Genomic DNA, 22,304 nt, shown 5'->3' on the forward strand with positions numbered 1-22,304 from the left:
GGTGCCAAGCCGGATCCGCAAGTCAGCCTGTAGGCAGGAGCGCACATGAACACTTCTTCTTCTGGCAAACCTGCCGCGGCGCTTGATCCGCATGCTGTCGACCTGTTCGAGTTCGCCCGCAGCGGGCGGCAGGCTGCAGGTGCGGTGCGCCTCTCGCAACTGCCGCGCATGTTAAACGAAGTGCCTGCGGACGCGCCAGATCGCGACACGGTCTTCACATGGCAGGCGGAGGGGTTCACCCAGAAGGAGTTGCAGGACGACGGCACCGACGGGCAGCAGCCGTATTTGCGCCTTGCGGTGCACGGCCATGCGTGGCTCACGTGCCAGCGCTGCATGACCCCGTACGACCAGACGTTCGACGTCGACATGACGTACCGGGTGGTCGCGACCGAAGAAGAGGCTGAAGAATTTCCGCTCGACGACGATGAAGCCGATGTGATCGTGGGCTCACGCCAGTTCGATCTCGTCGACTTGATCGAAGAGGAGTTGCTGCTTTCGTTGCCGCTCGTGCCCAAGCACGAGGTTTGCCCGGCAGTTCACGAAAGCCTCGTGTCGGGTGCGAGCGGTCCCGTGGAAGAGGCGGACGAAGAGTCCGGCGAAGCCGGGGACGAAGGCAAACGGCCGAATCCGTTCGCAGCGCTGGAAGCGCTGAAGAAGGACGGTGACGGCACCAAGAAACACTAAGCAGTTGTGGCGCGGGAAGGCGTAAAGGCTTTGGGCCAGGGTAGTTAAGCGCCGGATCGGGCTGTGTTAGAATCCGGAAAATTATTTAGGAGTTAGTCATGGCAGTCCAGCAAAACAAGAAGTCGCCGTCGAAGCGCGGCATGCATCGTTCGCACGATTTCCTGACGGCAGCGCCGCTGGCAGTCGAGCCGAGCACGGGTGAAGTGCACCTGCGTCACCACGTCAGCCCGAACGGCTACTACCGCGGCAAGAAAGTCGTCAAGACGAAGAACGACTAAGCGTCAAGTCACGCGTTGCGCGCTACGCTTGCCGTTCGCGTGACAACTGGTTCGCTTGACACTTTCCTGGCTCAACAAAAAGGCGGCATTCAACTGCCGCTTTTTTGTGCCTGAAATTCGTCGCATTCCATGACCGTAAAGCTCACAATCGATTGCATGGGAGGCGACCACGGCCCGTCCGTGACCGTTCCCGCGGCAGTCAAGTTCGTCCGCGCGCATCCCGATGCGCACCTGATGCTCGTCGGCATCGAAAGCGCGATCCGCGCTCAGCTGAAAAAGCTGAAAGCCCTCGACGATCCCGCGCTGACCATCGTTCCCGCCACCGAAGTCGTGGCGATGGACGACCCTGTCGAAGTGGCGCTGCGCAAGAAGAAGGATTCTTCGATGCGCGTCGCACTCAATCACGTCAAGGAAGGCGCCGCGCAGGCCTGCATCTCCGCCGGTAATACCGGCGCGCTGATGGCCGTTTCCCGTTACGTACTCAAGACGCTGCCCGGCATCGAGCGGCCCGCGATCGCGTTCGCGCTGCCGAACCCGACCGGCTACACGATGATGCTGGACCTCGGCGCGAACGTCGACTGCGAACCGCAGCACCTGCTGCAGTTCGCGGAAATGGGGCACGCGCTCGTGGCCGCGCTCGAAGGCAAGGAGCGTCCGACGATCGGCCTGCTGAACATCGGTGAAGAGGTGATCAAGGGCAACGAAACGATCAAGCGCGCGGGAGAACTGCTGCGCGCCAGCACGCTCAATTTCCGCGGCAACGTCGAAGGCAACGACATCTACAAGGGCACGGTCGACGTGATCGTGTGCGACGGCTTCGTCGGCAATGTCGCGCTGAAGACGTCCGAGGGGCTTGCGCAGATGCTGTCCGACATCATCCGCGAGGAGTTCGGCCGTTCGCTGATGTCGAAGCTGATGGCGCTGCTCGCGCTGCCTGTCCTGATGCGTTTCAAGAAGCGCGTCGACCACCGCCAGTACAACGGCGCGGCGCTGCTGGGGCTGAAAAGCCTCGTGATCAAGAGCCACGGTTCGGCCGATGCCTACGCGTTTGAGTGGGCGATCAAACGCGGGTATGATGCCGTCAAAAACGGCGTGCTGGAGCGCCTCGCGCGCGCGATGGCGGATAATTCAGTATCGCTCGGCGAAGGCGAACACGACACGGGCGGCGCGGGCCATGCAAACCCCGCCGCAGGCCATCACACCGAACCTTCCGCTGCGCAATCCTCTAAAGCATAAATGGCCCAATCGACTCTCTATTCCCGCGTGCTCGGCACGGGCAGCTACCTGCCGCCTGACCGCGTCACGAACCAGCAGTTGGCCGATCGCCTTGCGAAGGAAGGCATCGAGACGAGCGATGAATGGGTCGTTGCGCGCACGGGTATCCATGCGCGCCATTTCGCCGCACCGGACGTCACGACCAGCGACCTCGCGCTCGAGGCATCGCGTCGCGCGATCGAAGCCGCCGGCATCGATCCGCAGTCGATCGACCTGATCATCGTCGCGACTTCGACCCCCGATTTCGTGTTCCCGAGCACCGCGTGTCTGCTGCAGAACAAGCTCGGCATCAAGAACGGCGGCGCGGCATTCGACGTGCAGGCCGTGTGTTCGGGTTTCGCGTATGCGATGGCGACGGCTGACAGCTTCATCCGCAGCGGCCAGCACCGCACGGCGCTGGTCGTCGGTGCGGAGACGTTCTCGCGCATTCTCGACTTCAAGGACCGCACGACCTGCGTGCTGTTCGGCGACGGCGCGGGCGCGGTGATCCTGTCCGCGTCGGAGGAGCCGGGCGTGCTCGGCAGCGCGCTGCACGCGGACGGCAGCTATTCGCACATCCTCTGCACGCCGGGCAACGTCAACCGCGGCGTGATCGAAGGCAGCGCGTTCCTGTACATGGACGGGCAGGCCGTGTTCAAGCTCGCGGTCAACGTGCTCGAGAAGGTCGCGATCGAGGCGCTCGCGAAGGCGAATCTCGCGCCCGAGCAGATCGACTGGCTGATTCCGCACCAGGCCAACATCCGCATCATGACCAGCACCTGCCGCAAGCTCGGCCTGCCGCAGGAGCGCATGGTCGTGACGGTCGACCAGCACGGCAACACGTCGGCCGCATCGATCCCGCTGGCGCTCGACACCGCGGTGCGCGACGGTCGCATCCAGCGCGGCCAGCACGTGCTGATCGAAGGCGTCGGCGGCGGCTTCACCTGGGGCGCGTCGGTCTTCCGCTACTGATCCGCGGCGCGCGACTGCTGCGCGCGGATCCCATCGGCGCGCCATTCGTGCGCGCCGTCCGAATCGATTCAATTGGGGACGATATGAAATTTGCATTCGTATTTCCGGGGCAGGGCTCGCAGGCAGTCGGCATGCTCAACGCATTCGCCGATCTGGCCGTCGTGCGAGACACATTCCAGGAAGCGTCCGATGCACTCAATCAGGATCTCGGCAAGCTGATCGCCGAAGGCCCGGCCGAAGAACTGAACCTCACCACCAACACGCAGCCCGTGATGCTGACCGCGGCCTATGCGTGCTATCGCGCGTGGCAGCAGGCAGGCGGCCCGGCGCCGGCGATCGTCGCCGGCCACAGCCTCGGTGAATACACGGCGCTCGTCGCTGCGGGCGCGCTCGCGTTCAAGGACGCCGTGCCGCTCGTGCGCTTCCGCGCGCAGGCGATGCAGACGGCCGTGCCGGTCGGCCAGGGCGGCATGGCCGCGATTTTGGGCCTCGATGACGACACGGTGCGCGCGGTTTGCGCCGAAGCCGCGGAAGCGGGCGTCGTCGAAGCGGTGAACTTCAATGCACCCGCACAGGTCGTTATCGCAGGCAACAAGGCCGCGGTCGAAAAGGCCTGCGAGATCGCGAAGGCGAAGGGCGCGAAGCGCGCACTGCCGCTGCCGGTGTCGGCGCCGTTCCATTCGTCGCTGCTCAAGCCGGCGTCGGACCAGCTGCGCGACTATCTCGCGAACGTCGACGTCAAGGCGCCGCAGATTCCGGTCGTCAACAACATCGACGTCGCCGTGGTCAGCGATCCGGCTGCGATCAAGGATGCGCTGGTGCGCCAGGCCGCGGGCCCGGTGCGCTGGGTCGAGTGCGTGCGGCACATCGCCGGCACGGGTGTCACGCATGTGATCGAGTGCGGTCCGGGCAAGGTGCTCGCGGGCCTGACGAAGCGCATCGACGGCAACCTGACGGGCGCGTCGGTATTCGATCCGGCTTCGCTCGACGAAGCGCTCAAGCTGGTGACCGCCTGACGCGGCGCCATTTCTCAAGAGACGGATATTCGATTCATGGACAAGACTCTCGATAAACAGGTTGCGATCGTCACCGGCGCGTCGCGCGGCATCGGCCGTTCGATCGCGCTCGAACTCGCGCGCCTGGGCGCGACGGTGATCGGCACGGCGACGAGCGAGTCGGGCGCCGCTGCGATCACGGCCGCATTCGCGGAAGCGGGCGTCACGGGCCGCGGTGCGGTGCTGAACGTCAACGACGCGGCAGCCGCCGAGGCGCTGATCGACGCGACCGTGAAGGAATTCGGCGCGCTGAACGTGCTCGTCAACAACGCGGGCATCACGCAGGACCAGCTCGCGATGCGGATGAAGGACGAGGACTGGGACGCGGTGATCGACACCAACCTGAAGTCGGTGTTCCGCCTGTCGCGCGCGGTGCTGCGCCCGATGATGAAGGCACGTGGCGGCCGCATCATCAACATCACGTCGGTGGTCGGCTCGGCCGGCAACCCGGGTCAGGTCAACTACGCGGCTGCGAAGGCCGGCGTGGCGGGCATGACGCGTGCGCTCGCGCGTGAAATCGGCAGCCGCGGCATCACCGTGAACTGCGTGGCGCCGGGCTTCATCGACACCGACATGACGAAGACGCTGCCGGAAGAGCAGCAGGCCGCGCTCAAGACCCAGATTCCGCTCGGCCGCCTCGGCAGCCCGGAAGACATCGCCCATGCCGTCGCGTTCCTCGCATCGCCGCAAGCCGGTTACATTACCGGTACGACGCTGCACGTGAACGGCGGCATGTACATGTCGTAACGATTTTCGTTTACCATCCGCGCCGTATCCCGTTTTTCAGGCGGATCGGCGCTTGATCGACCATCAAGCCAACGCGCGTTTTCGCGTCAGCAAACCTGATAAAATGCGCGCACTTGTAAATCTGAACTTTCCCTCGGAGGGGTAATGGACAACATCGAACAACGTGTCAAGAAGATCGTCGCTGAACAACTGGGCGTCGCGGAAGCCGAGATCAAGAACGAAGCTTCGTTCGTGAACGATCTGGGTGCCGACTCGCTCGACACGGTCGAACTGGTGATGGCTCTGGAAGACGAGTTCGGCATGGAAATCCCGGACGAAGAAGCAGAGAAGATCACGACCGTTCAGCAAGCGATCGACTACGCTCGCGCAAACGTCAAGGCGTAACGAGCGCCTTTCGCGCTTGTCCGCCACGTCGCCGCGTTCTTCGCGATTGACGCGCCATCCTGCCGGCTTCGCGCCGGACGGACTAACAGCCACAGGGCTCGCAGGGCTGGTTCCTGTGGCCACTGTGGCTTTTGTTTTTGTCATCCAATAATGGAAAAGAGGTTACCGTGAGCCGCCGTCGTGTTGTTGTTACAGGCCTGGGGCTGATTTCGCCTGTTGGCAATAATGTTGCCGACGGCTGGGCCAATCTCGTCGCCGGCAAGTCCGGTATTGCCACCGTCACGAAGTTCGATCCGTCGAACCTTGCCGTCCACTTCGCTGGCGAAGTGAAGGGTTTCGTCGCCGAGGAGTACATCCCGGCGAAGGAAGCCCGGAACATGGATACGTTCATCCATTACGGTATCGCCGCCGGCATCCAGGCCGTCAAGGACAGCGGGCTGGAAGTGACCGAAGCCAATGCGGAACGCATCGGCGTGCTGGTCGGTTCTGGCATCGGCGGCCTGCCGATGATCGAAGATACGCACCAGACCTACGTCGATCGCGGCGCGCGCCGGATTTCGCCGTTCTTCGTGCCGGGCTCGATCATCAACATGATCTCGGGTCACCTGAGCATCATGTTCGGCCTGAAGGGACCGAACCTCGCGGCCGTGACGGCCTGTACGACCGGCCTGCACAGCATCGGCCTCGCCGCGCGCCTGATCCAGGCCGGCGACGCCGACGTGATGGTCGCGGGTGGCGCTGAATCGACGGTGTCGCCGCTCGGCATCGGCGGTTTCGCGGCAGCGCGTGCGCTGTCGACCCGCAACGACGATCCGGCCAGCGCATCCCGTCCGTGGGACAAGGACCGCGACGGCTTCGTGCTGGGCGAGGGTGCCGGCGTGATGGTGCTCGAGGAGTACGAAGCGGCGAAGGCACGCGGTGCGAAGATCTACGCGGAAGTCTCGGGCTTCGGCATGACGGGTGACGCGTACCACATGACCGCGCCGAACATGGACGGCCCGCGCCGCTGCATGGTCGCGGCACTGCGCGACGCCGGCGTGAACCCGGACGAGGTCCAGTACCTGAACGCGCACGGCACGTCGACGCCGCTGGGCGACAAGAACGAGTCCGACGCGGTGAAGGCGGCCTTCGGCGAGCATGCGTACAAGATCGTCGTGAACTCGACGAAGTCGATGACGGGCCACCTGCTGGGCGGCGCGGGCGGCCTCGAATCGGTGTTCACGGTGCTGGCGCTGCACAACAACGTGTCGCCGCCGACCATCAACATCTTCAACCAGGACCCGGAGTGCGATCTCGATTACTGCGCGAATACCGCGCGTGACATGAAGATCGACGTCGCCGTGAAGAACAACTTCGGCTTCGGCGGTACCAACGGCACGCTGGTGTTCAAGCGCGTCTGACGCCGCAATCGCTTGACGAGTCCATTCGATGCTCCGGCCGGGCGTCCGCAGCGCTTTGCGTTGCGGGCCTCGGCCGTGTTGTATCTCGTGCTGGCCGTGTTTGTCGCGTCAGCTACCGCGTCGGCCTACCTGTTCTGGGCGCCGCGCGCGGGCGCTGCCGCCGGCGCAGGCGTGTCGGCCATGACGGCCGCGCTGCTGGCCGTGTGCGCTGCGCGGGCTTGTGCCCGCCGGCTGCCGGCCGAGTTGCAGATCGACGCATTCGGGGAAGTCGCGGCGTTTGGCCGCACCGGGCGCCTGCTGGCCCGCGGCCGCGTGACGGGTCATGCGCACTGGAGCAGCCTGTTGCTGGTGCTGTCGGTCGGGCAGGGTGCCCGGCGGGCCCGGCCGCTGCTGATTCCGGCCGATGCGCTCGACGCCGCATCGTTCAGCGCGCTTTCCGTGCTGGCGAGAACGGCGGGGCGGGCGTGACGGCGGCGCGGTTACCGACCGTAACCAGCGGCCGGCGCGGGAACGCTACAATATCGCTCCGCGTTGCATCCCTAGTTAACGGATTTGTCAGGTGAGTGAAAAAGAAATCGATCAGGCTCTGGTCGAGCGCGTACAGAAGGGCGACAAGGCAGCGTTCGAACTCCTGGTCTCCAAATACCACCGCAAGATCATTCGGCTGATCTCGCGCCTCGTGCGGGATCCCGCCGAGGTCGAGGATGTGGCCCAGGACGCGTTCATCAAGGCGTATCGTGCGCTGCCGCAATTCCGCGGCGAATCGGCGTTCTATACGTGGTTGTACCGAATTGCCGTCAACACGGCGAAGAACTACCTTGCGACGCAAGGCCGCCGGGCGCCGACCTCGACCGAGGCCGACGCGGAGGAAGCGGAAACTTTCTCCGACGCAGACCAACTAAGGGATATCAACACGCCTGAGTCGATGTTGATGAGCAAGCAGATTGCCGAGACGGTCAACGCTGCAATGGCTCTGCTGCCCGAAGAACTGCGTCAGGCAATTACGCTGCGCGAGATCGAGGGCCTGAGCTACGAAGAGATCGCGGAAATGATGGGCTGTCCGATCGGGACGGTCCGGTCGCGGATCTTCCGTGCACGCGAGGCAATCGCTGCCAAATTGCGTCCGCTGCTCGATACGCCCGAAGGCAAGCGCTGGTAAGCGCGACAGGCGGAGCGACGCGGGTCGGGGTCTAGTTACGGATAGAGTCGTGAAGTCACGACGGGGTGTGCAAGATGGGGAGCATCATGGGGTCGGTCAATACGCAGTCGCAAGCGTGCTCGCGCGGCGAGCGCCTTTCCGCGCTGGTCGACGGCGAAATGTTCGATGGCCCGGACAACGGGCAGTTTCTGGCTGAGCTCAACCGCGCGGATCGCGCTGCGTGGGCCCATTACCACCTGATCGGCGATGCGCTGCGCTCGGACGAGCTCGCGCTGTCGCCTGCGCTGAGCGTCGCGTTCACCGCACGCATGTCGGCTGCGCTCGAAAGCGAGCCGCACCTGCTTGCGCCGGCGGCCGCACCCGTCGCACGCAAGCTGCTGTCGCTGCGCCGGCGTGTCGTGCCCGCGTTCGCGATCGCTGCTGCGGCGGCCACGCTGACGTGGATCGTCGTCCCCCAAATGCAGACGGCCGGTGCCCCGGGCGCCGTCCAGGTCGCGTCGGCCGGTGCGCCGCAAGGCGGCAACCTGCAGCGCGTGACGGTTGCGCAGGCATCGGCCCAGCCGGGCCTGCAGGACGTGAATATCATCCGCGATGCCAGCCTCGACCAATACCTCGAAGCGCACCAGCAATTCGCGCAGCAGCCCGTCGTCACGGGTTCGATGCCGCTGATCCGCGCTGCCGTGACCACCACGCCAGGCCAATAAACCCGATGCGGACATTGCAGTTGAATCACGCCATCTCCGGATGGAAGCGGCTGCCGGCCCTCCTGCTCTGTGCAGCCGCCCTGTTGTCCGTTCAATCCCTTCCTGCCAGCGCCCAGCAACCGGACGATCCCGTCGCGACCCGCAAGGGTGCCGCCGACTGGCTCGACCGCGTCCAGCAAGCGGCGCAGCAGCAGAGCTACGAAGGCACGTTCGTCTATCAGCGCGGTGGGTATGTGCAGTCATCGCGCATCGCGCACGTTGCGTCCCGCGACGGCGAGTTCGAGCGCATCGAGACGCTCGACGGCAAGCCGCGCAAGCTGCTGCGCCATAACGACGAGCTGTACACGTTCGTGCCCGAGCGCAAGCTGTGCGTCGTCGAGCGCCGTCAGACGCGCGACTCGTTCCCCGCGCTGCTCGGCGCGAGCGGTGAGCACGTGATGTCCGTCTACGACGCGAAGTCGCTCGGCAAGGATCGCGTGGCGGGGATCGACGCGCAGGTCGTCGAGCTCGTGCCGAAGGATGCGTACCGCTTCACGTACAAGCTGTGGGCCGACGCGCGCACGGGGCTGCTGCTGCGCTCGCAGACGCTCGATGCGAACGATCACGTGCTCGAGCAGATCGCGTTCTCGCAACTGCAGACGGGCGGCGCCAGCGGCGACAGGGCCGCGATCGCGGCCGGCATGCGCAACCTGAACGGCTGGACGATCGTACGCCCGCCGGTCGCGACGGTCGACATGGAAGCGCAGGGCTGGCAACTCGCACCGAGCGTGGCCGGTTTCCAGAAGATTCGTGAAGTGCGCCGGCCGATGGCTGCGCGTGACGCGGGTGAGCCGCCGATCCCGGTCGATCAGGCCGTCTTCACCGACGGTCTCGCGACGATCTCGGTTTTCATCGAGCCGGCCGAAAAGAATATGCGCAAGGAAGGCGCGGGCAGCACCGGTGCAACGAACGTTCTCGTGAAGCGCCGCGGCGACTACTGGATCACCGTGCTCGGCGAAGTGCCGCCGGCTACGTTGCAGCAGTTCGCGTCTGCCATAGAATACAAGGCTTCCAAGTAACGCTACGGCTTCCGACATGATTAAATTCACGCTGCGCAAATGGCTCGCGGCGGCGGCGCTGTCTGCCTGCCTGCCGCTCGTGCCGCATACCGCATTCGCGGTGACGGCTCCCGCTGCCAGCCTGCCCGACTTCGCCGATCTGGTCGAAAAAGTCGGGCCGGCTGTCGTGAACATCCGGACCACCGCCAACGTGCCGACGAGCAGCGGCCCGCGCGGGATGCTCCCGCCGGGCTTCGACAACGGCGACATGTCGGAATTCTTCCGGCGCTTCTTCGGCATTCCGCTGCCGCAGGCGCCCGGCAACGGTAGCGGCAATGGCGGCGGCAATCCGAAGAACGCGCCGACGCCGGACAATCCGCCCGATACCGAACAGAATCGCGGTGTCGGCTCGGGCTTCATTGTGTCTGCCGACGGTTACGTAATGACCAATGCGCACGTCGTCGACGATGCGGACACCATCTACGTGACGCTGACCGACAAGCGCGAATTCAAGGCGAAGCTGATCGGTGTCGACGATCGTACCGACGTCGCGGTCGTCAAGATCCAGGCGTCGAACCTGCCGGTCGTCGCGATCGGCGATTCGACCAAGGTGCGCGTCGGCGAGTGGGTCGTCGCGATCGGTTCGCCGTTCGGCCTCGACAACACGGTGACCGCCGGCATCGTCAGCTCGAAGAGCCGCAATACGGGCGACTACCTGCCTTTCATCCAGACGGACGTCGCCGTGAACCCAGGCAACTCGGGCGGCCCGCTGATCAACATGCAGGGCGAGGTGATCGGGATCAACTCGCAGATCTACAGCCGTACCGGCGGTTTCATGGGCATCTCGTTCGCGATTCCGATCGACGAGGCGATGCGCGTGGCCGACCAGCTGAAGGCGACGGGCAAGGTCACGCGCGGCCGGATCGCGGTGGCGATCGGCGAGGTGACGAAGGACGTCGCCGACTCGATCGGGTTGCCGAAGGCCGAGGGCGCGCTCGTCAGCAGCGTCGAGCCGGGCGGCCCGGCCGACAAGGCCGGCATCCAGCCGGGCGACATCATCCTGAAGTTCAATGGCCGTTCGGTCGATACGGCGTCGGACCTGCCGCGCATGGTCGGCGACACGAAGCCCGGCACGAAGGCGACCGTCAGCGTATGGCGCAAGGGTCAGGCACGCGATCTGCCGATCACGATCGCGGAGACGCCGGCTGAAACGACGGCAAAGGCCGAGCAGCGCAAGAACGCGCCGCAGAAGCCGCGCCAGGCCAATTCGCTCGGTCTGACGGTCAGTGACCTGACGGCGGAGCAGATGAAGACGCTGAAGCTGAAGAACGGCGTGCAGGTCGACGGCGTCGACGGCCCGGCCGCCCGGGCGGGCCTGCAGCGCGGTGACATCGTGCTGCGCGTCGGCGACACCGACATCACGAACGCGAAGCAGTTCGCCGACGTGACCGCGCAGCTCGATCCGCAGAAGGCGGTCGCGGTGCTCGTTCGACGCGGCGACAACACGCAATTCGTGCCCGTGCGGCCGCGCCAGAAGTAACGCGCCGATGCTCACGCTCTACGGTCGCGGCTGGTGCCACCTGTGCGACGACATGCGCGCCGCGCTGGCGCCGGTGGCGGCCGAATTCGGTGTCGAGGTCGATTACATCGACATCGATACCGATGCGACACTCGTCGCCCGCTACGACGAGGACGTGCCCGTGCTGCTGCTGGACGGGGCGGAGGTATGCCGCCACCGGTTCGACGACGCGCGGGTGCGCGACGTGCTGACGGCCCGGCGCCGAGCCTGACCTGCCGCTGGCGGGCATCGTTTCGTACGGGACTTGGCCCGGCGGGCGCCCCCGGCGGGACACCGCGCGGCGCGGCGTTGGAAATACCGCCCGGCTGAAGGCCTTTTCGGCTAAAATAAGCTGTTTTTTCACCGACTTACACAAGGCGTGCTCCGCAGTCGTCGAGCGCGCCTTTTTCGCTTGATCGGCACTGAATGGATCATATTCGCAATTTCTCGATCATCGCGCACATCGACCATGGCAAGTCGACGCTCGCGGATCGCATCATCCAGGTATGCGGCGGCCTCGCCGACCGTGAAATGGAAGCGCAGGTGCTCGATTCGATGGATATCGAGCGCGAGCGCGGCATCACGATCAAGGCGCAGACAGCCGCGCTGTCCTATCGCGCGCGCGACGGCAAGGTCTACAACCTGAACCTGATCGACACGCCGGGGCACGTCGACTTCTCGTACGAGGTCAGCCGTTCGCTGTCCGCGTGCGAAGGCGCGCTGCTGGTCGTCGATGCGAGCCAGGGCGTCGAGGCGCAGACGGTCGCAAACTGCTATACGGCGATCGAGCTCGGCGTCGAGGTCGTTCCCGTGCTGAACAAGATCGACCTGCCGGCCGCGAACCCCGAGAACGCGATCGAGGAGATCGAGGACGTGATCGGCATCGATGCGACCGACGCAACCCGTTGCAGCGCGAAGACGGGCCTCGGCGTCGAGGACGTGCTCGAAGCGCTGATCGCAAAGGTGCCGCCGCCGAAGGGCGACCCAGCCGCGCCGCTGCAGGCGCTCATCATCGATTCGTGGTTCGACAACTACGTCGGCGTCGTGATGCTGGTGCGCATCGTCAACGGCACGCTGCGCCCGAAGGACAAGATCAAGATGATGGCGACCGGCGCGCAGTATCCGGTCGAACACGTCGGCGTGTTCACGCCGAAGTCGCGCAATCTCGATTCGCTGTCGGCGGGGCAGGTGGGCTTCATCATCGCGGGCATCAAGGAACTGACGGCCGCGAAGGTCGGCGATACCGTCACGCACGTGACCAAGGCCGCCACCGAGCCGCTGCCGGGCTTCAAGGAAGTGAAGCCGCAGGTGTTCGCGGGGCTGTATCCGGTCGAGGCGAACCAGTACGACGCGCTGCGCGAATCGCTCGAGAAGCTGAAGCTGAACGACGCATCGCTGCAGTACGAGCCGGAAGTGTCGCAGGCGCTCGGGTTCGGTTTCCGCTGCGGCTTTCTCGGGCTGCTGCACATGGAAATCGTGCAGGAGCGGCTCGAACGCGAGTTCGACATGGATCTCATCACGACCGCACCGACGGTCGTCTACGAGGTCGTGCAGAGCGACGGATCGACGATCATGGTCGAGAACCCGGCGAAGATGCCGGAGCCGGGCCGCATCGCCGAAGTCCGCGAGCCGATCGTCACCGTGAACCTGTACATGCCGCAGGATTACGTGGGCTCGGTGATCACGCTGTGCGAGCAGAAGCGCGGCTCGCAGATCAACATGCAGTATCACGGCCGCCAGGTGCAGCTCACGTACGAGATCCCGATGGCCGAGATCGTGCTCGACTTCTTCGATCGCCTGAAGTCGGTGTCGCGCGGCTATGCGTCGATGGACTACGAGTTCAAGGAATACCGTTCGTCGGACGTCGTGAAGGTCGACATGCTGATCAACGGCGACAAGGTCGATGCGCTGTCGATCATCGTGCACCGTTCGCAGTCGCAATATCGCGGCCGCGAAGTTGCGGCGAAGATGCGCGAGATCATCCCGCGCCAGATGTACGACGTGGCGATCCAGGCCGCGATCGGCGCGCATATCGTTGCGCGTGAGAACATCAAGGCGCTGCGCAAGAACGTGCTCGCGAAGTGCTACGGCGGCGACATCACGCGAAAGAAGAAACTGCTCGAGAAGCAGAAGGAAGGCAAGAAGCGGATGAAGCAGGTGGGTTCGGTCGAGATCCCGCAGGAAGCGTTCCTTGCGATCTTGCGCGTCGAAGACAAATAACAGGACTGATCCTTTTATGAATTTTGCGCTGATTCTTTTTGTGCTCGTCATCTTGACGGGCGTAGCGTGGGTGCTGGACAAACTGGTGTTCCTGCCGCGGCGACGCAAGGCGGCCGACTCGGCGATCGAGGAGTTCGATCGCCAGCAGTCGCGCATCGACAAGCGTTTCGCGGACGAAAACGCGGTGCAGACGCGTTCGAAGCTGCGCGACGAGAAGCTGCGCCAGCCGTGGTGGCTCGAGTACACGGCGAGCTTCTTCCCGGTGATCCTGGCGGTGTTCGTCGTGCGTTCGTTCGTCGTCGAGCCGTTCAAGATTCCGTCCGGCTCGATGGTGCCGACGCTGCTCGTTGGCGATTTCATCCTCGTCAACAAGTTCGAGTACGGGCTGCGCCTGCCGGTCACGAACACGAAGATCACGCAGGGCAGCCCGCTGTCGCGCGGCGACGTCGTCGTGTTCCGCTATCCGAAGGACGAGTCGGTCGACTACATCAAGCGCGTGATCGGCCTGCCGGGCGATACCGTCGCGTACCAGGACAAGCAGCTCACGATCAACGGTCAGCCGGTGCCCGAAACGCCGCTGCCCGATTTCTTCGACGACGAGCGCCAGAATTACGCGAAGCAGTTCGAGGAAACGATCGGCAACAAGAAGAACGCGATCCTCAACAACCCGGCCGTGCCGCCGTTCGTGATGGGCGCATACGACTATCCGTTTCGCGACAACTGCACGTACAACAGCCGCGGCGTGATCTGCAAGGTGCCGCCCGGCCACTACTTCATGATGGGCGACAACCGCGACAACAGTGCGGACAGCCGCTACTGGGGTTTCGTGCCGGACCAGAACATCGTCGGCCGCGCGTTTTTCATCTGGATGAACTTCAGCGACCTGAAGCGCATCGGTTCCTTCAACTGATCGCATTCGAATCACTCGCAATACGCGACGCACGGGCCGCGTCGCGTATTGCCGAACTACTTTAAGAACCGGCGGTAACACCGCCTCGTCACGCCTTTTCGTGTCCGGCCGTGCCGTTTCGGCCCGACCGGCGCCCGCGTTATACTCCTGCACATGCCCTCATCCCAGTTGGAAAGCCGGCTGCGCTACGAATTTCGCAATGCGGAATTGTTGCGCCAGGCTTTGACCCATCGTAGTCACAGTGCCACGCACAACGAACGGCTCGAGTTTCTCGGCGATTCCGTTCTGAATTGCGCGGTGGCTGCCCTTTTGTTCCAGCGTTTCAGCAAGCTGGACGAAGGCGATCTGTCGCGCGTACGCGCCAACCTCGTCAAACAGCAGTCGCTGTACGAAATTGCTCAGGCCCTGAATATCTCGGACGGGCTGCGGCTTGGCGAGGGCGAGCTGCGCAGCGGCGGGTTCCGCCGCCCGTCGATCCTCGCGGACGCGTTCGAAGCCATCATCGGGGCCGTGTTCCTAGATGGCGGCTTCGAAGCCGCCCAAGGGGTCATCAAGCGCCTCTATATCCCGATTCTCGACCACATCGATCCGCGCACGCTCGGCAAGGACGCGAAGACGCTGCTGCAGGAGTACCTGCAGGGGCACAAGATCGCGCTGCCGACCTACACGGTGGTCGCGACGCATGGTGCGGCGCACAATCAGCAATTCGAAGTCGAATGCACGGTGCCGAAGCTCGACGTGAAGGTGTCGGGCTCCGGTGCGAGCCGGCGCGCGGCCGAGCAGGCCGCCGCGAAGAAGGCACTCGATGAGGTGATGGCGGCCGCACCGATGCTGGCCGCCAAGCCGAAGCGCTCGAAAAACGCGCGCGGGTCGAAGCATGTCGAACCGGAAATCGTGCCGGGCGTGAAGGGCGTGCAGGAGGCGCTCGACCTGCGCTCGCCGGAGCGGAAGGAACGTGCGGCAGCGCGCGAGGCGAGGGCGGCCGGTGCGGCGCCCGCGGCAAGCGCTGCGGCCGGTTCCGAGCCGGCTGCGGCGCCGATGGCCGCGATTCGCGCGGCGCATGTCGATGCGGCCGCGGAGAAGGGCGAACGGACGGCAAAGCCGGCGGCCGACAAGGTAGTCGACAAACCGGCCGAGCGAGCCGACAAGACCGCTGAGAAGCCCGCCGAAGCCGTGCCCGCTGCGCGCGCAGCCGACAAGCCGGCGGGGCAGGCAGCCGATCCGGCAGCGTCGTCCGCCGACAAGTCGTCCGCCGGTACCGACCCCGCTTCGCGTGCGGCCGCGCGCGCGCGCGACGCCGCGGCACCGGATTCCGAGACGCCGCCGGGCGGCGCGAGCCTTGCCGCCGCGCAGGCGCGCGTGGCCGATGCCGACCACTGAATTGCCCATCGATCGTGCCGCGCGCCGCGCGGCCGTTTCCGAACCTGTCTCCCAAACGATATGAACACTCCCGCTCCTACCGGTTTCCGTTGCGGCATGATCGCGATCGTGGGCCGCCCGAACGTCGGCAAGTCGACGTTGATGAACGCACTCGTCGGCCAGAAGATCAGCATCACGTCGCGCAAGGCGCAGACGACCCGCCACCGCATCACCGGCATCAATACGTTCGACGACGCGCAATTCGTGTTCGTCGACACGCCGGGATTCCAGACCCGTCACAGCACCGCGCTGAACCGCTCGCTGAACCGCGCGGTCACGTCGACGCTCACGTCGGTCGACGTGATCCTGTTCGTGATCGAGGCCGGCCGCTTCGGGCCCGACGACCAGAAGGTGCTCGACCTGATTCCGCCCGGCATGCCGACGCTGCTGATCGCGAACAAGATCGACCGCGTGACCGACAAGGCGACGCTGTTTCCGTTCATGCAGCAGATGAGCACGCTGCGCGAATTCACCGAGCTCGTGCCGCTGTCGGCACAGCGCCCGGAAGACATCAAGCGCCTGCTGGACACGATCAAGCCGTACCTGCCGGAAGGCGAGCCGATCTACGGCGAGGACGAGCTGACCGACCGCAGCTCGCGTTTCCTCGCAGCCGAAATCCTGCGCGAGAAAGTGTTCCGCTGGACCGGTGACGAACTGCCTTACACGAGCACCGTGCTGATCGACAAGTTCGAAGAGGAAGGGCGCCTGAAGCGTATCTTCGCGACGATCCTCGTCGAGCGCGATTCGCACAAGGCGATGGTGATCGGCAAGAAGGGCGAGAAGCTCAAGCAGATCAGCACCGAGGCGCGGATGGACATGGAGAAGCTGTTCGACGGCCCCGTGTACCTCGAGACCTTCGTGAAGGTGAAGAGCGGCTGGGCCGACAACGAGGCGGGGCTGCGCGCCTATGGGTACGAATGACGCGCTGACGTCGACTGAAGACGCGGTGACGGCCGGCGCGAACGACGCGCCGCTGCCGGCGCCGCCTGAACCGCCGCGCAAGGCGCGGCGCGCGACGTCTCGCACGTCCGATTTCCGTGTCGCCGAGCAGCCGGCGTACGTGCTGCACAGTTACCCGTATCGGGAAACGAGCCTGATCATCGACGTGCTGACGCGTGATCATGGCCGGCTCGCGCTCGTCGCGAAGGGCGCGAAGCGCCCGCACTCCGCGCTGCGCGGCGTACTGCAGACCTTCCAGCCGCTGCTGCTGTCCTGGTCCGGCAAATCCGAAGTGCGCACGCTGACGGGCGCCGAGTGGGTCGGCGGGATGCTGCCGCTCGGCGGCGACGGTTTGCTGTGCGGTTTCTACGCGAACGAACTGCTCGTGAAATTCTGCGCGCGCGAAGATCCTCAGCCGCCGCTCTTCAATCATTACGTGCTGACTCTCACGCGCCTCGCGCACGGCGAGCCCGCGGTGCAGGTGCTGCGCTCGTTCGAGCGCGTGCTGCTGCGCGAGACCGGTTACGCGATGGCGCTGAACCGCACGGTCGCGCGCCGCGCGGTCGAGCCCGACCGTCGTTACGTGTTCGATCCCGAGCGCGGCGTGCGCAATGCGGACGATGAAGTCCCATCGCACTGGCCGGTCATTTCCGGGCAGACGTTGCTCGATATGGAGCAGGACGATTACCATCGAGCCCAGACAGTTGCGCAAAGCAAGACGCTGATGCGCTTCCTGCTGAACACTTATCTCGGCGGTACGCCGCTTGCCACGCGTCAGATCCTGATCGACCTGCAGAACCTATGAGCTTCTTCCTGACAACGCCCACCGCCATCGACCTCGGCGTGAACATCGACCACGTCGCGACGCTGCGCAATGCGCGCGGCACGACCTATCCCGATCCGATCCGCGCGGCGCTCGCCGCAGAAGAAGCGGGTGCGGATGCGATCACGTTGCACCTGCGCGAGGATCGCCGCCACATCGTCGATGCGGATGTGCGCAAGCTGCGCCCGCTGCTGAAGACGCGCATGAACCTCGAATGCGCGGTGACGGCCGAGATGCTCGATATCGCATGCGAAGTGCGCCCGCACGACGCGTGCCTCGTACCCGAGAAGCGCGAGGAACTGACGACCGAAGGCGGTCTCGATGTCGCCGGCCACTTCGAGGCCGTACGTGCGGCATGCAAGCAGCTTGCCGACGTGGGGGTGCGTGTATCGCTGTTCATCGACCCGGACGAGACGCAGATCCGTGCCGCGCACGAAGCGGGCGCGCCGGTGATCGAGCTGCATACGGGACGTTACGCCGAAGCGCACGACGAAGCCGAACAGCAGCGCGAATACGAGCGCATCGTCGCGGGCGTTCAGGCCGGCGCGCAACTCGGTCTGAAGGTCAATGCCGGTCACGGGCTGCACTACACGAACGTGCAGCAGATTGCCGCGATCGACGGCATCGTCGAACTGAACATCGGCCACGCGATCGTCGCGCACGCGATTTTCGCGGGCTGGGACAACGCGGTGCGCGAAATGAAGGCGATCATGGTCGCCGCACGCGTTGCCGCGCTGCATGGCGGCGCGCGCTGAAGATGAAGTGCCGCCGCGCGTCGCGCGTCATGCCTGACCCGGCCCGGCCGGTTCGTACCGGCGCGTACTGACATGGCGATCTACGGCATCGGTACCGATATCGCCCAGGTGAGCCGCATCGCGGCCGTGCTCGAACGCACGGGCGGCCGGTTTGCCGAGAAGGTGCTGGGCCCCGACGAGCTGCGCGTGTTCCATGCGCGCCGTGCCCGCTCCGAGGCGCGCGGCATCGCGTTCCTCGCGACGCGCTTTTCCGCGAAGGAAGCGTTCTCGAAGGCGATTGGGCTCGGCATGCACTGGCCGATGACATGGCGTGCGCTGCAGACCCTGAACCACCCGAGCGGCGAGCCGTACGTGATCGCGTCGGGCGAGCTGGCCGACTGGCTTGCCGCCCGTGGCATCACGGCGCGCGTGACGGTCAGCGACGAACGCGACTACGCGGTGTCGTTCGTGGTCGCCGAGACGGACGCCGCGCCTGCACCTGTTTCCCGAACCTCCTCCTGACGGAATTCCCGATTCGATGAAAACGACTCCCGGCCCGGTCATGCTCGACGTCGTCGGCACGGCCCTGTCGCGCGACGATGCGCGGCGTCTCGCGCATCCGAATACCGGCGGCGTGATCCTGTTCGCGCGGCACTTCCAGAATCGTGCGCAACTGACCGCGCTGACCGATTCGATTCGCGCGGTGCGCGAAGACATCCTGATCGCCGTCGATCACGAAGGCGGCCGCGTGCAGCGTTTTCGCACCGACGGCTTCACGGTGCTGCCGGCGATGCGCCGCCTCGGCGAGCTGTGGGATCGCGACGTGCTGCTCGCGACGCAGGTCGCCACGGCCGTCGGCTACATCCTGGCCGCCGAGCTGCGTGCATGCGGAATCGACATGAGCTTCACGCCCGTGCTCGACCTCGACTACGGGCACTCGAAAGTGATCGGCGACCGCGCGTTCCATCGCGATCCGCGCGTCGTCACGCTGCTCGCGAAGAGCCTGAACCACGGGCTGTCGCTCGCCGGGATGGCGAACTGCGGCAAGCATTTCCCGGGGCACGGCTTCGCGGAGGCCGACTCGCACGTCGCGCTGCCGACCGACGACCGGACGCTCGACGCGATTCTCAAGGAGGACGTCGCACCGTACGACTGGCTCGGCCTGTCGCTGTCCGCGGTGATTCCCGCGCACGTGATCTACACGCAGGTCGACAAGCGGCCGGCCGGGTTCTCGCGCGTGTGGCTGCAGGACATCCTGCGCGGGCGGCTCGGCTTCACCGGTGCGATCTTCAGCGACGACCTGTCGATGGAAGCCGCGCGCGAAGGCGGCACGCTCACGCAGGCGGCCGACGCCGCGCTCGCGGCCGGTTGCGACATGGTGCTCGTCTGCAACCAGCCGGACGCGGCTGAGGTCGTGCTGAACGGGCTGAAAGCACGGGCAACGGACGCGTCGGTGCGACGCATCAAGCGGATGCGCGCGCGTGGCAAGGCGCTCAAGTGGGAGAAGCTGATCGCGCAGCCCGAGTATCTGCACGCGCAGGCGCTGTTGAGCAGCGCGCTGGCCTGAGCGGGGCGGAGGCGGTTCGGTCTGCGCCGTTCCGGTCACGGAAACAACGAGCCGCGCAATCGCGCGGCTTTTTTATGGATTGCTGCCGGTACGAACCGAGCAGCCTCAGGAATCAAGCAGGTTGGCGAAGCGAGTCTGGATGCAACTAACGGTCAACGCCTGCCAGTGCCTTCAAGCATCGCCGCCTGCTCAGTTCACCTTCATCCGCTGCAGCTTGTTGTACAGCGTCTTCGGGCTGATGCCGAGCAGCGTTGCTGCTCGGTGGCGCGTGCCGCCGACTGCGTCGAGCGTCGCGCGGATCAGCAGATCCTCGACGTCGGACAGCGGCGTGCCGACCTTGATCTGCACGCTGCTGCCGTTCAGTGCGGCGCCGGCCGAGAAGCTCGGCTCGCCTGCGCGCAGCGTCTCGATGAAATCGCCCGACGCGTCGTACGCAAAGCGCACGCGCTCCTGCAGTTCGCGCACGTTGCCCGGCCATTCGTAGGACAGGCACTCGCGCACGAAACCAGGCGCCGCGCGCTTGTCGGTCGTGCTGCGGCCGGTTGCGCGCGCGTCGCGGTTCAGTTCGTCGATCAGTGCATCCGCGATCGCGAGTGCGTCGCCGTCGCGCTCGCGCAGCGGCGGCATCGTGATCGACGCCGCATCGAGGCGCAACCAGAGATCCTCGCGCAGCGTGCCGTTCGCGACCGCTTCGCGCGCCGGGCGCCGCGTGGTCGCGATCAGCCGGAAATCGCTCGTGATCGAGCTCGTGCCGCCGATCCGCATGAAGTTCTGCGAATCAAGCGCATGCAGCAGCGCTTCCTGCAGCACGAGCGGCAGCGCGGTGATTTCGTCGAGGAACAGCGTGCCGCCGCCGGCCTGCTCGAACAGACCCGATTCGCGGCGCTCGGCACCGTCGAACGCGCCGCGCTCATGGCCGAACAGTATGCTGTCGAGCGATGCGCCATGCCGGCCGGCCTGTGCGATCGTCCGGCAGTCGAATGACACGAACGGCCCCTTGCGGCGCCGGCTCAGGTCGTGCAGCGTGCGCGCGGCCAGCTTCTTGCCGGTACCGGCTTCGCCCGCGAACAGGACGGCCGTTTCGGTGCGCGCGTTGTGTTCGATCATGTCGTACACGTGCTGCATCGCGTCGCTGCGGCCGACCAGCGCGCCGAAGCGGCCGAGATGGCGCAGCGAGGCGCGCAACGACTGCACTTCGTCGATCAGTTCGTACGGGCGCGGAATCCGCGCGAGCAGGCTGCGCAGGCGCGGAATGTTGATCGGCTTCAGCAGGTAGTCCCAGATACCGTGACGCAGGCCCTCGATGGCGCTTTCGACCGTCGCATTGCCGGTCAGCACGATGACGGGCAGCGAGCCGTTCGGCTGTTGCTGCGGCAGGTGCTGGAGCAGGTCGAACCCGCTGCCGTCCGGCAGGTTCAGGTCGACGAGAACGACATCGGGAATCGAGCGGCCGAGCGCCGTGCGCGCTTCGGCGAGCGACGTGGCCGTGTCGACCGAGAAGCCGTCCGCGGCGAGCAGCGCGGTGAGGCCGGACAGACTGTTGGGATCGTCTTCGACAATCAGGGCGTGTGGCATGGTGGACGCGAGTCGAGTCAAGAGAGGCGGGCTGTCGGCCAACGGGGCCGCAGCCGCATGTCAGATTAAAAACTGATTTTATGCCCCGCTGAACGCGTAACGAGCATTATTTCTCCGGCGCTATAAAACAGTTACCGATGATACAAATTGAATATCTTTACCGGTGGATTTTGTGCTTTACATCAGCCTGACTTCCGTCCGGTTGTTGGCGCCGGACAAACAAAAAGCGCCCCGAAGGGCGCTTTGTTCGATGCGGTATCGCTCGCGATTACGCGCGGCTGCGGTATTCGTTCGTACGCGTATCGATTTCGATCTTGTCGCCGGTGTTGCAGAACAGCGGCACTTGCAGTTCGAAGCCCGTTGCGAGCTTGGCGTTCTTCAGCACCTTGCCCGACGACGTGTCGCCCTTGACGGCCGGCTCCGTGTAGGTGATCTCGCGAACGAGGACCGTCGGCAGTTCGACCGAGATTGCCTTTTCGTTGTAGAACACGACTTCGCAAGCCATGCCGTCTTCGAGGTAGTTCAGCGCTTCGCCCATCATTTCCGCTTCGACTTCAAACTGGTTGTAGTCGGCGTCCATGAACACGTACATCGGATCGGCGAAGTACGAGTACGTCACTTCCTTGCGGTCGAGCACGACGACGTCGAACTTGTCATCAGCCTTGTAGACCGCTTCCTGGCCTGCGTTCGTCAGCAGGTTCTTCATCTTCATCTTGACGACGGCGGAGTTACGGCCCGACTTGTTGTATTCGGCCTTGGCGATGACCCATGCGTCGCTGCCGATCTGCACGACGTTGCCTACGCGGAGTTCCTGTGCGGTTTTCATAAAAAAACTGTCCTGATCAAATCAAATAAATAGGTGCCTGAGCGTTGCGCAACGGGTGA

At 65.1% G+C, this 22,304-nt stretch carries 24 protein-coding genes; 22 read left to right on the forward strand and 2 right to left on the reverse strand.

Features of this window, described 5'->3' with window-relative positions; genetic code table 11:
* Positions 1–45 precede the first annotated feature (45 nt).
* The 22 genes from LGN17_RS07135 (at position 46) to nagZ (ending at position 19,844) form a co-directional block, all read left to right on the forward strand.
* Entirely contained in the window at positions 46–684 is a 639-nt protein-coding gene (locus LGN17_RS07135; protein WP_226195674.1) for a YceD family protein, read from the forward strand.
* A 98-nt stretch (positions 685–782) separates the two neighbouring features.
* Positions 783–962: a 50S ribosomal protein L32 gene (rpmF, locus tag LGN17_RS07140; RefSeq protein WP_006051932.1), complete on the forward strand. Its 180-nt coding sequence runs from the start codon at positions 783–785 to the stop codon at positions 960–962.
* Positions 963–1,091: 129 nt separating this feature from the next.
* Complete coding sequence (gene plsX, locus LGN17_RS07145) at positions 1,092–2,198, forward strand: phosphate acyltransferase PlsX (RefSeq protein ID WP_226195675.1); 1,107 nt, start codon at positions 1,092–1,094, stop codon at positions 2,196–2,198.
* On the forward strand, positions 2,199–3,188 hold the full coding sequence (locus tag LGN17_RS07150; RefSeq protein WP_226195676.1) for a beta-ketoacyl-ACP synthase III: 990 nt from the start codon (positions 2,199–2,201) through the stop codon (positions 3,186–3,188).
* Positions 3,189–3,271: 83 nt separating this feature from the next.
* The gene (gene fabD / locus LGN17_RS07155) at positions 3,272–4,204 is read left to right on the forward strand and encodes an ACP S-malonyltransferase (protein ID WP_226195677.1); all 933 of its coding nucleotides are present in this window, start codon (positions 3,272–3,274) and stop codon (positions 4,202–4,204) included.
* 36 nt (positions 4,205–4,240) lie between these two features.
* Positions 4,241–4,990: a 3-oxoacyl-ACP reductase FabG gene (gene fabG / locus LGN17_RS07160; RefSeq protein ID WP_006476504.1), complete on the forward strand. Its 750-nt coding sequence runs from the start codon at positions 4,241–4,243 to the stop codon at positions 4,988–4,990.
* A 144-nt stretch (positions 4,991–5,134) separates the two neighbouring features.
* Positions 5,135–5,374 carry an acyl carrier protein gene (acpP, locus tag LGN17_RS07165; RefSeq protein WP_004197638.1) on the forward strand — a complete coding sequence of 80 codons (240 nt, stop codon included), beginning with the start codon at positions 5,135–5,137 and terminating at the stop codon, positions 5,372–5,374.
* 167 nt (positions 5,375–5,541) lie between these two features.
* Complete coding sequence (gene fabF, locus LGN17_RS07170) at positions 5,542–6,774, forward strand: beta-ketoacyl-ACP synthase II (protein WP_226195678.1); 1,233 nt, start codon at positions 5,542–5,544, stop codon at positions 6,772–6,774.
* A gap of 12 nt (positions 6,775–6,786) precedes the next feature.
* On the forward strand, positions 6,787–7,242 hold the full coding sequence (locus LGN17_RS07175; protein WP_226195679.1) for a hypothetical protein: 456 nt from the start codon (positions 6,787–6,789) through the stop codon (positions 7,240–7,242).
* Between the two features lie 91 nt (positions 7,243–7,333).
* Positions 7,334–7,933, forward strand: coding sequence for an RNA polymerase sigma factor RpoE (gene rpoE, locus LGN17_RS07180; protein ID WP_006490873.1), 600 nt, complete (start codon positions 7,334–7,336; stop codon positions 7,931–7,933).
* Positions 7,934–8,019: 86 nt separating this feature from the next.
* On the forward strand, positions 8,020–8,637 hold the full coding sequence (locus LGN17_RS07185; protein WP_175951721.1) for a sigma-E factor negative regulatory protein: 618 nt from the start codon (positions 8,020–8,022) through the stop codon (positions 8,635–8,637).
* Between the two features lie 5 nt (positions 8,638–8,642).
* Complete coding sequence (locus LGN17_RS07190) at positions 8,643–9,695, forward strand: MucB/RseB C-terminal domain-containing protein (protein ID WP_226195680.1); 1,053 nt, start codon at positions 8,643–8,645, stop codon at positions 9,693–9,695.
* Between the two features lie 16 nt (positions 9,696–9,711).
* Entirely contained in the window at positions 9,712–11,214 is a 1,503-nt protein-coding gene (locus LGN17_RS07195; protein ID WP_226195681.1) for a DegQ family serine endoprotease, read from the forward strand.
* A gap of 7 nt (positions 11,215–11,221) precedes the next feature.
* Entirely contained in the window at positions 11,222–11,464 is a 243-nt protein-coding gene (locus LGN17_RS07200) for a glutaredoxin family protein (RefSeq protein ID WP_226195682.1), read from the forward strand.
* A 194-nt stretch (positions 11,465–11,658) separates the two neighbouring features.
* Positions 11,659–13,452: a translation elongation factor 4 gene (gene lepA, locus LGN17_RS07205; RefSeq protein ID WP_175967240.1), complete on the forward strand. Its 1,794-nt coding sequence runs from the start codon at positions 11,659–11,661 to the stop codon at positions 13,450–13,452.
* 16 nt (positions 13,453–13,468) lie between these two features.
* Positions 13,469–14,362, forward strand: coding sequence for a signal peptidase I (gene lepB, locus LGN17_RS07210; RefSeq protein ID WP_174392455.1), 894 nt, complete (start codon positions 13,469–13,471; stop codon positions 14,360–14,362).
* A 153-nt stretch (positions 14,363–14,515) separates the two neighbouring features.
* Positions 14,516–15,742 carry a ribonuclease III gene (rnc, locus tag LGN17_RS07215; RefSeq protein WP_226195683.1) on the forward strand — a complete coding sequence of 409 codons (1,227 nt, stop codon included), beginning with the start codon at positions 14,516–14,518 and terminating at the stop codon, positions 15,740–15,742.
* Between the two features lie 60 nt (positions 15,743–15,802).
* A complete protein-coding gene (era, locus tag LGN17_RS07220) occupies positions 15,803–16,702 on the forward strand; it encodes a GTPase Era (protein WP_069256156.1) in 900 nt (299 codons plus the stop codon).
* Positions 16,689–17,525 carry a DNA repair protein RecO gene (gene recO / locus LGN17_RS07225; RefSeq protein WP_011351416.1) on the forward strand — a complete coding sequence of 279 codons (837 nt, stop codon included), beginning with the start codon at positions 16,689–16,691 and terminating at the stop codon, positions 17,523–17,525. The genes era and recO overlap by 14 nt, the downstream gene beginning before the upstream one ends.
* On the forward strand, positions 17,522–18,298 hold the full coding sequence (gene pdxJ / locus LGN17_RS07230; RefSeq protein WP_031400031.1) for a pyridoxine 5'-phosphate synthase: 777 nt from the start codon (positions 17,522–17,524) through the stop codon (positions 18,296–18,298). Before recO ends, pdxJ begins: the two co-directional genes overlap by 4 nt.
* A gap of 72 nt (positions 18,299–18,370) precedes the next feature.
* Entirely contained in the window at positions 18,371–18,799 is a 429-nt protein-coding gene (gene acpS, locus LGN17_RS07235) for a holo-ACP synthase (protein ID WP_175951728.1), read from the forward strand.
* A 16-nt stretch (positions 18,800–18,815) separates the two neighbouring features.
* On the forward strand, positions 18,816–19,844 hold the full coding sequence (gene nagZ, locus LGN17_RS07240) for a beta-N-acetylhexosaminidase (RefSeq protein ID WP_226195684.1): 1,029 nt from the start codon (positions 18,816–18,818) through the stop codon (positions 19,842–19,844).
* 189 nt (positions 19,845–20,033) lie between these two features.
* Here the strand turns inward: nagZ and LGN17_RS07245 are convergent, their stop codons facing one another.
* Together LGN17_RS07245 and efp are read right to left on the reverse strand one after the other, a co-directional pair.
* Complete coding sequence (locus tag LGN17_RS07245; RefSeq protein WP_226195685.1) at positions 20,034–21,419, reverse strand: sigma-54-dependent transcriptional regulator; 1,386 nt, start codon at positions 21,417–21,419, stop codon at positions 20,034–20,036.
* Between the two features lie 268 nt (positions 21,420–21,687).
* On the reverse strand, positions 21,688–22,245 hold the full coding sequence (efp, locus tag LGN17_RS07250; RefSeq protein ID WP_011351421.1) for an elongation factor P: 558 nt from the start codon (positions 22,243–22,245) through the stop codon (positions 21,688–21,690).
* Positions 22,246–22,304 lie beyond the last annotated feature (59 nt).

The sequence above is a fragment of the Burkholderia sp. AU30280 genome (genome assembly GCF_020420125.1).
Lineage (GTDB): Bacteria > Pseudomonadota > Gammaproteobacteria > Burkholderiales > Burkholderiaceae > Burkholderia.

What these genes read in the sequence shown, in the direction of transcription:
- fabD (WP_226195677.1), top strand. Translation starts at nt 3,272, where the DNA reads ATGAAATTTGCATTCGTATTTCCGGGGCAGGGCTCGCAGGCAGTCGGC.
- lepA (WP_175967240.1), top strand. Translation starts at nt 11,659, where the DNA reads ATGGATCATATTCGCAATTTCTCGATCATCGCGCACATCGACCATGGC.
- acpS (WP_175951728.1), top strand. Translation starts at nt 18,371, where the DNA reads ATGGCGATCTACGGCATCGGTACCGATATCGCCCAGGTGAGCCGCATC.
- fabG (WP_006476504.1), top strand. Translation starts at nt 4,241, where the DNA reads ATGGACAAGACTCTCGATAAACAGGTTGCGATCGTCACCGGCGCGTCG.
- rpmF (WP_006051932.1), top strand. Translation starts at nt 783, where the DNA reads ATGGCAGTCCAGCAAAACAAGAAGTCGCCGTCGAAGCGCGGCATGCAT.
- LGN17_RS07190 (WP_226195680.1), top strand. Translation starts at nt 8,643, where the DNA reads ATGCGGACATTGCAGTTGAATCACGCCATCTCCGGATGGAAGCGGCTG.
- LGN17_RS07185 (WP_175951721.1), top strand. Translation starts at nt 8,020, where the DNA reads ATGGGGTCGGTCAATACGCAGTCGCAAGCGTGCTCGCGCGGCGAGCGC.
- LGN17_RS07245 (WP_226195685.1), bottom strand. Translation starts at nt 21,419, where the DNA reads ATGCCACACGCCCTGATTGTCGAAGACGATCCCAACAGTCTGTCCGGC.
- LGN17_RS07150 (WP_226195676.1), top strand. Translation starts at nt 2,199, where the DNA reads ATGGCCCAATCGACTCTCTATTCCCGCGTGCTCGGCACGGGCAGCTAC.
- rnc (WP_226195683.1), top strand. Translation starts at nt 14,516, where the DNA reads ATGCCCTCATCCCAGTTGGAAAGCCGGCTGCGCTACGAATTTCGCAAT.
- LGN17_RS07135 (WP_226195674.1), top strand. Translation starts at nt 46, where the DNA reads ATGAACACTTCTTCTTCTGGCAAACCTGCCGCGGCGCTTGATCCGCAT.
- recO (WP_011351416.1), top strand. Translation starts at nt 16,689, where the DNA reads ATGGGTACGAATGACGCGCTGACGTCGACTGAAGACGCGGTGACGGCC.
- acpP (WP_004197638.1), top strand. Translation starts at nt 5,135, where the DNA reads ATGGACAACATCGAACAACGTGTCAAGAAGATCGTCGCTGAACAACTG.
- era (WP_069256156.1), top strand. Translation starts at nt 15,803, where the DNA reads ATGAACACTCCCGCTCCTACCGGTTTCCGTTGCGGCATGATCGCGATC.
- nagZ (WP_226195684.1), top strand. Translation starts at nt 18,816, where the DNA reads ATGAAAACGACTCCCGGCCCGGTCATGCTCGACGTCGTCGGCACGGCC.
- LGN17_RS07195 (WP_226195681.1), top strand. Translation starts at nt 9,712, where the DNA reads ATGATTAAATTCACGCTGCGCAAATGGCTCGCGGCGGCGGCGCTGTCT.
- efp (WP_011351421.1), bottom strand. Translation starts at nt 22,245, where the DNA reads ATGAAAACCGCACAGGAACTCCGCGTAGGCAACGTCGTGCAGATCGGC.
- LGN17_RS07200 (WP_226195682.1), top strand. Translation starts at nt 11,222, where the DNA reads ATGCTCACGCTCTACGGTCGCGGCTGGTGCCACCTGTGCGACGACATG.
- plsX (WP_226195675.1), top strand. Translation starts at nt 1,092, where the DNA reads ATGACCGTAAAGCTCACAATCGATTGCATGGGAGGCGACCACGGCCCG.
- pdxJ (WP_031400031.1), top strand. Translation starts at nt 17,522, where the DNA reads ATGAGCTTCTTCCTGACAACGCCCACCGCCATCGACCTCGGCGTGAAC.
- lepB (WP_174392455.1), top strand. Translation starts at nt 13,469, where the DNA reads ATGAATTTTGCGCTGATTCTTTTTGTGCTCGTCATCTTGACGGGCGTA.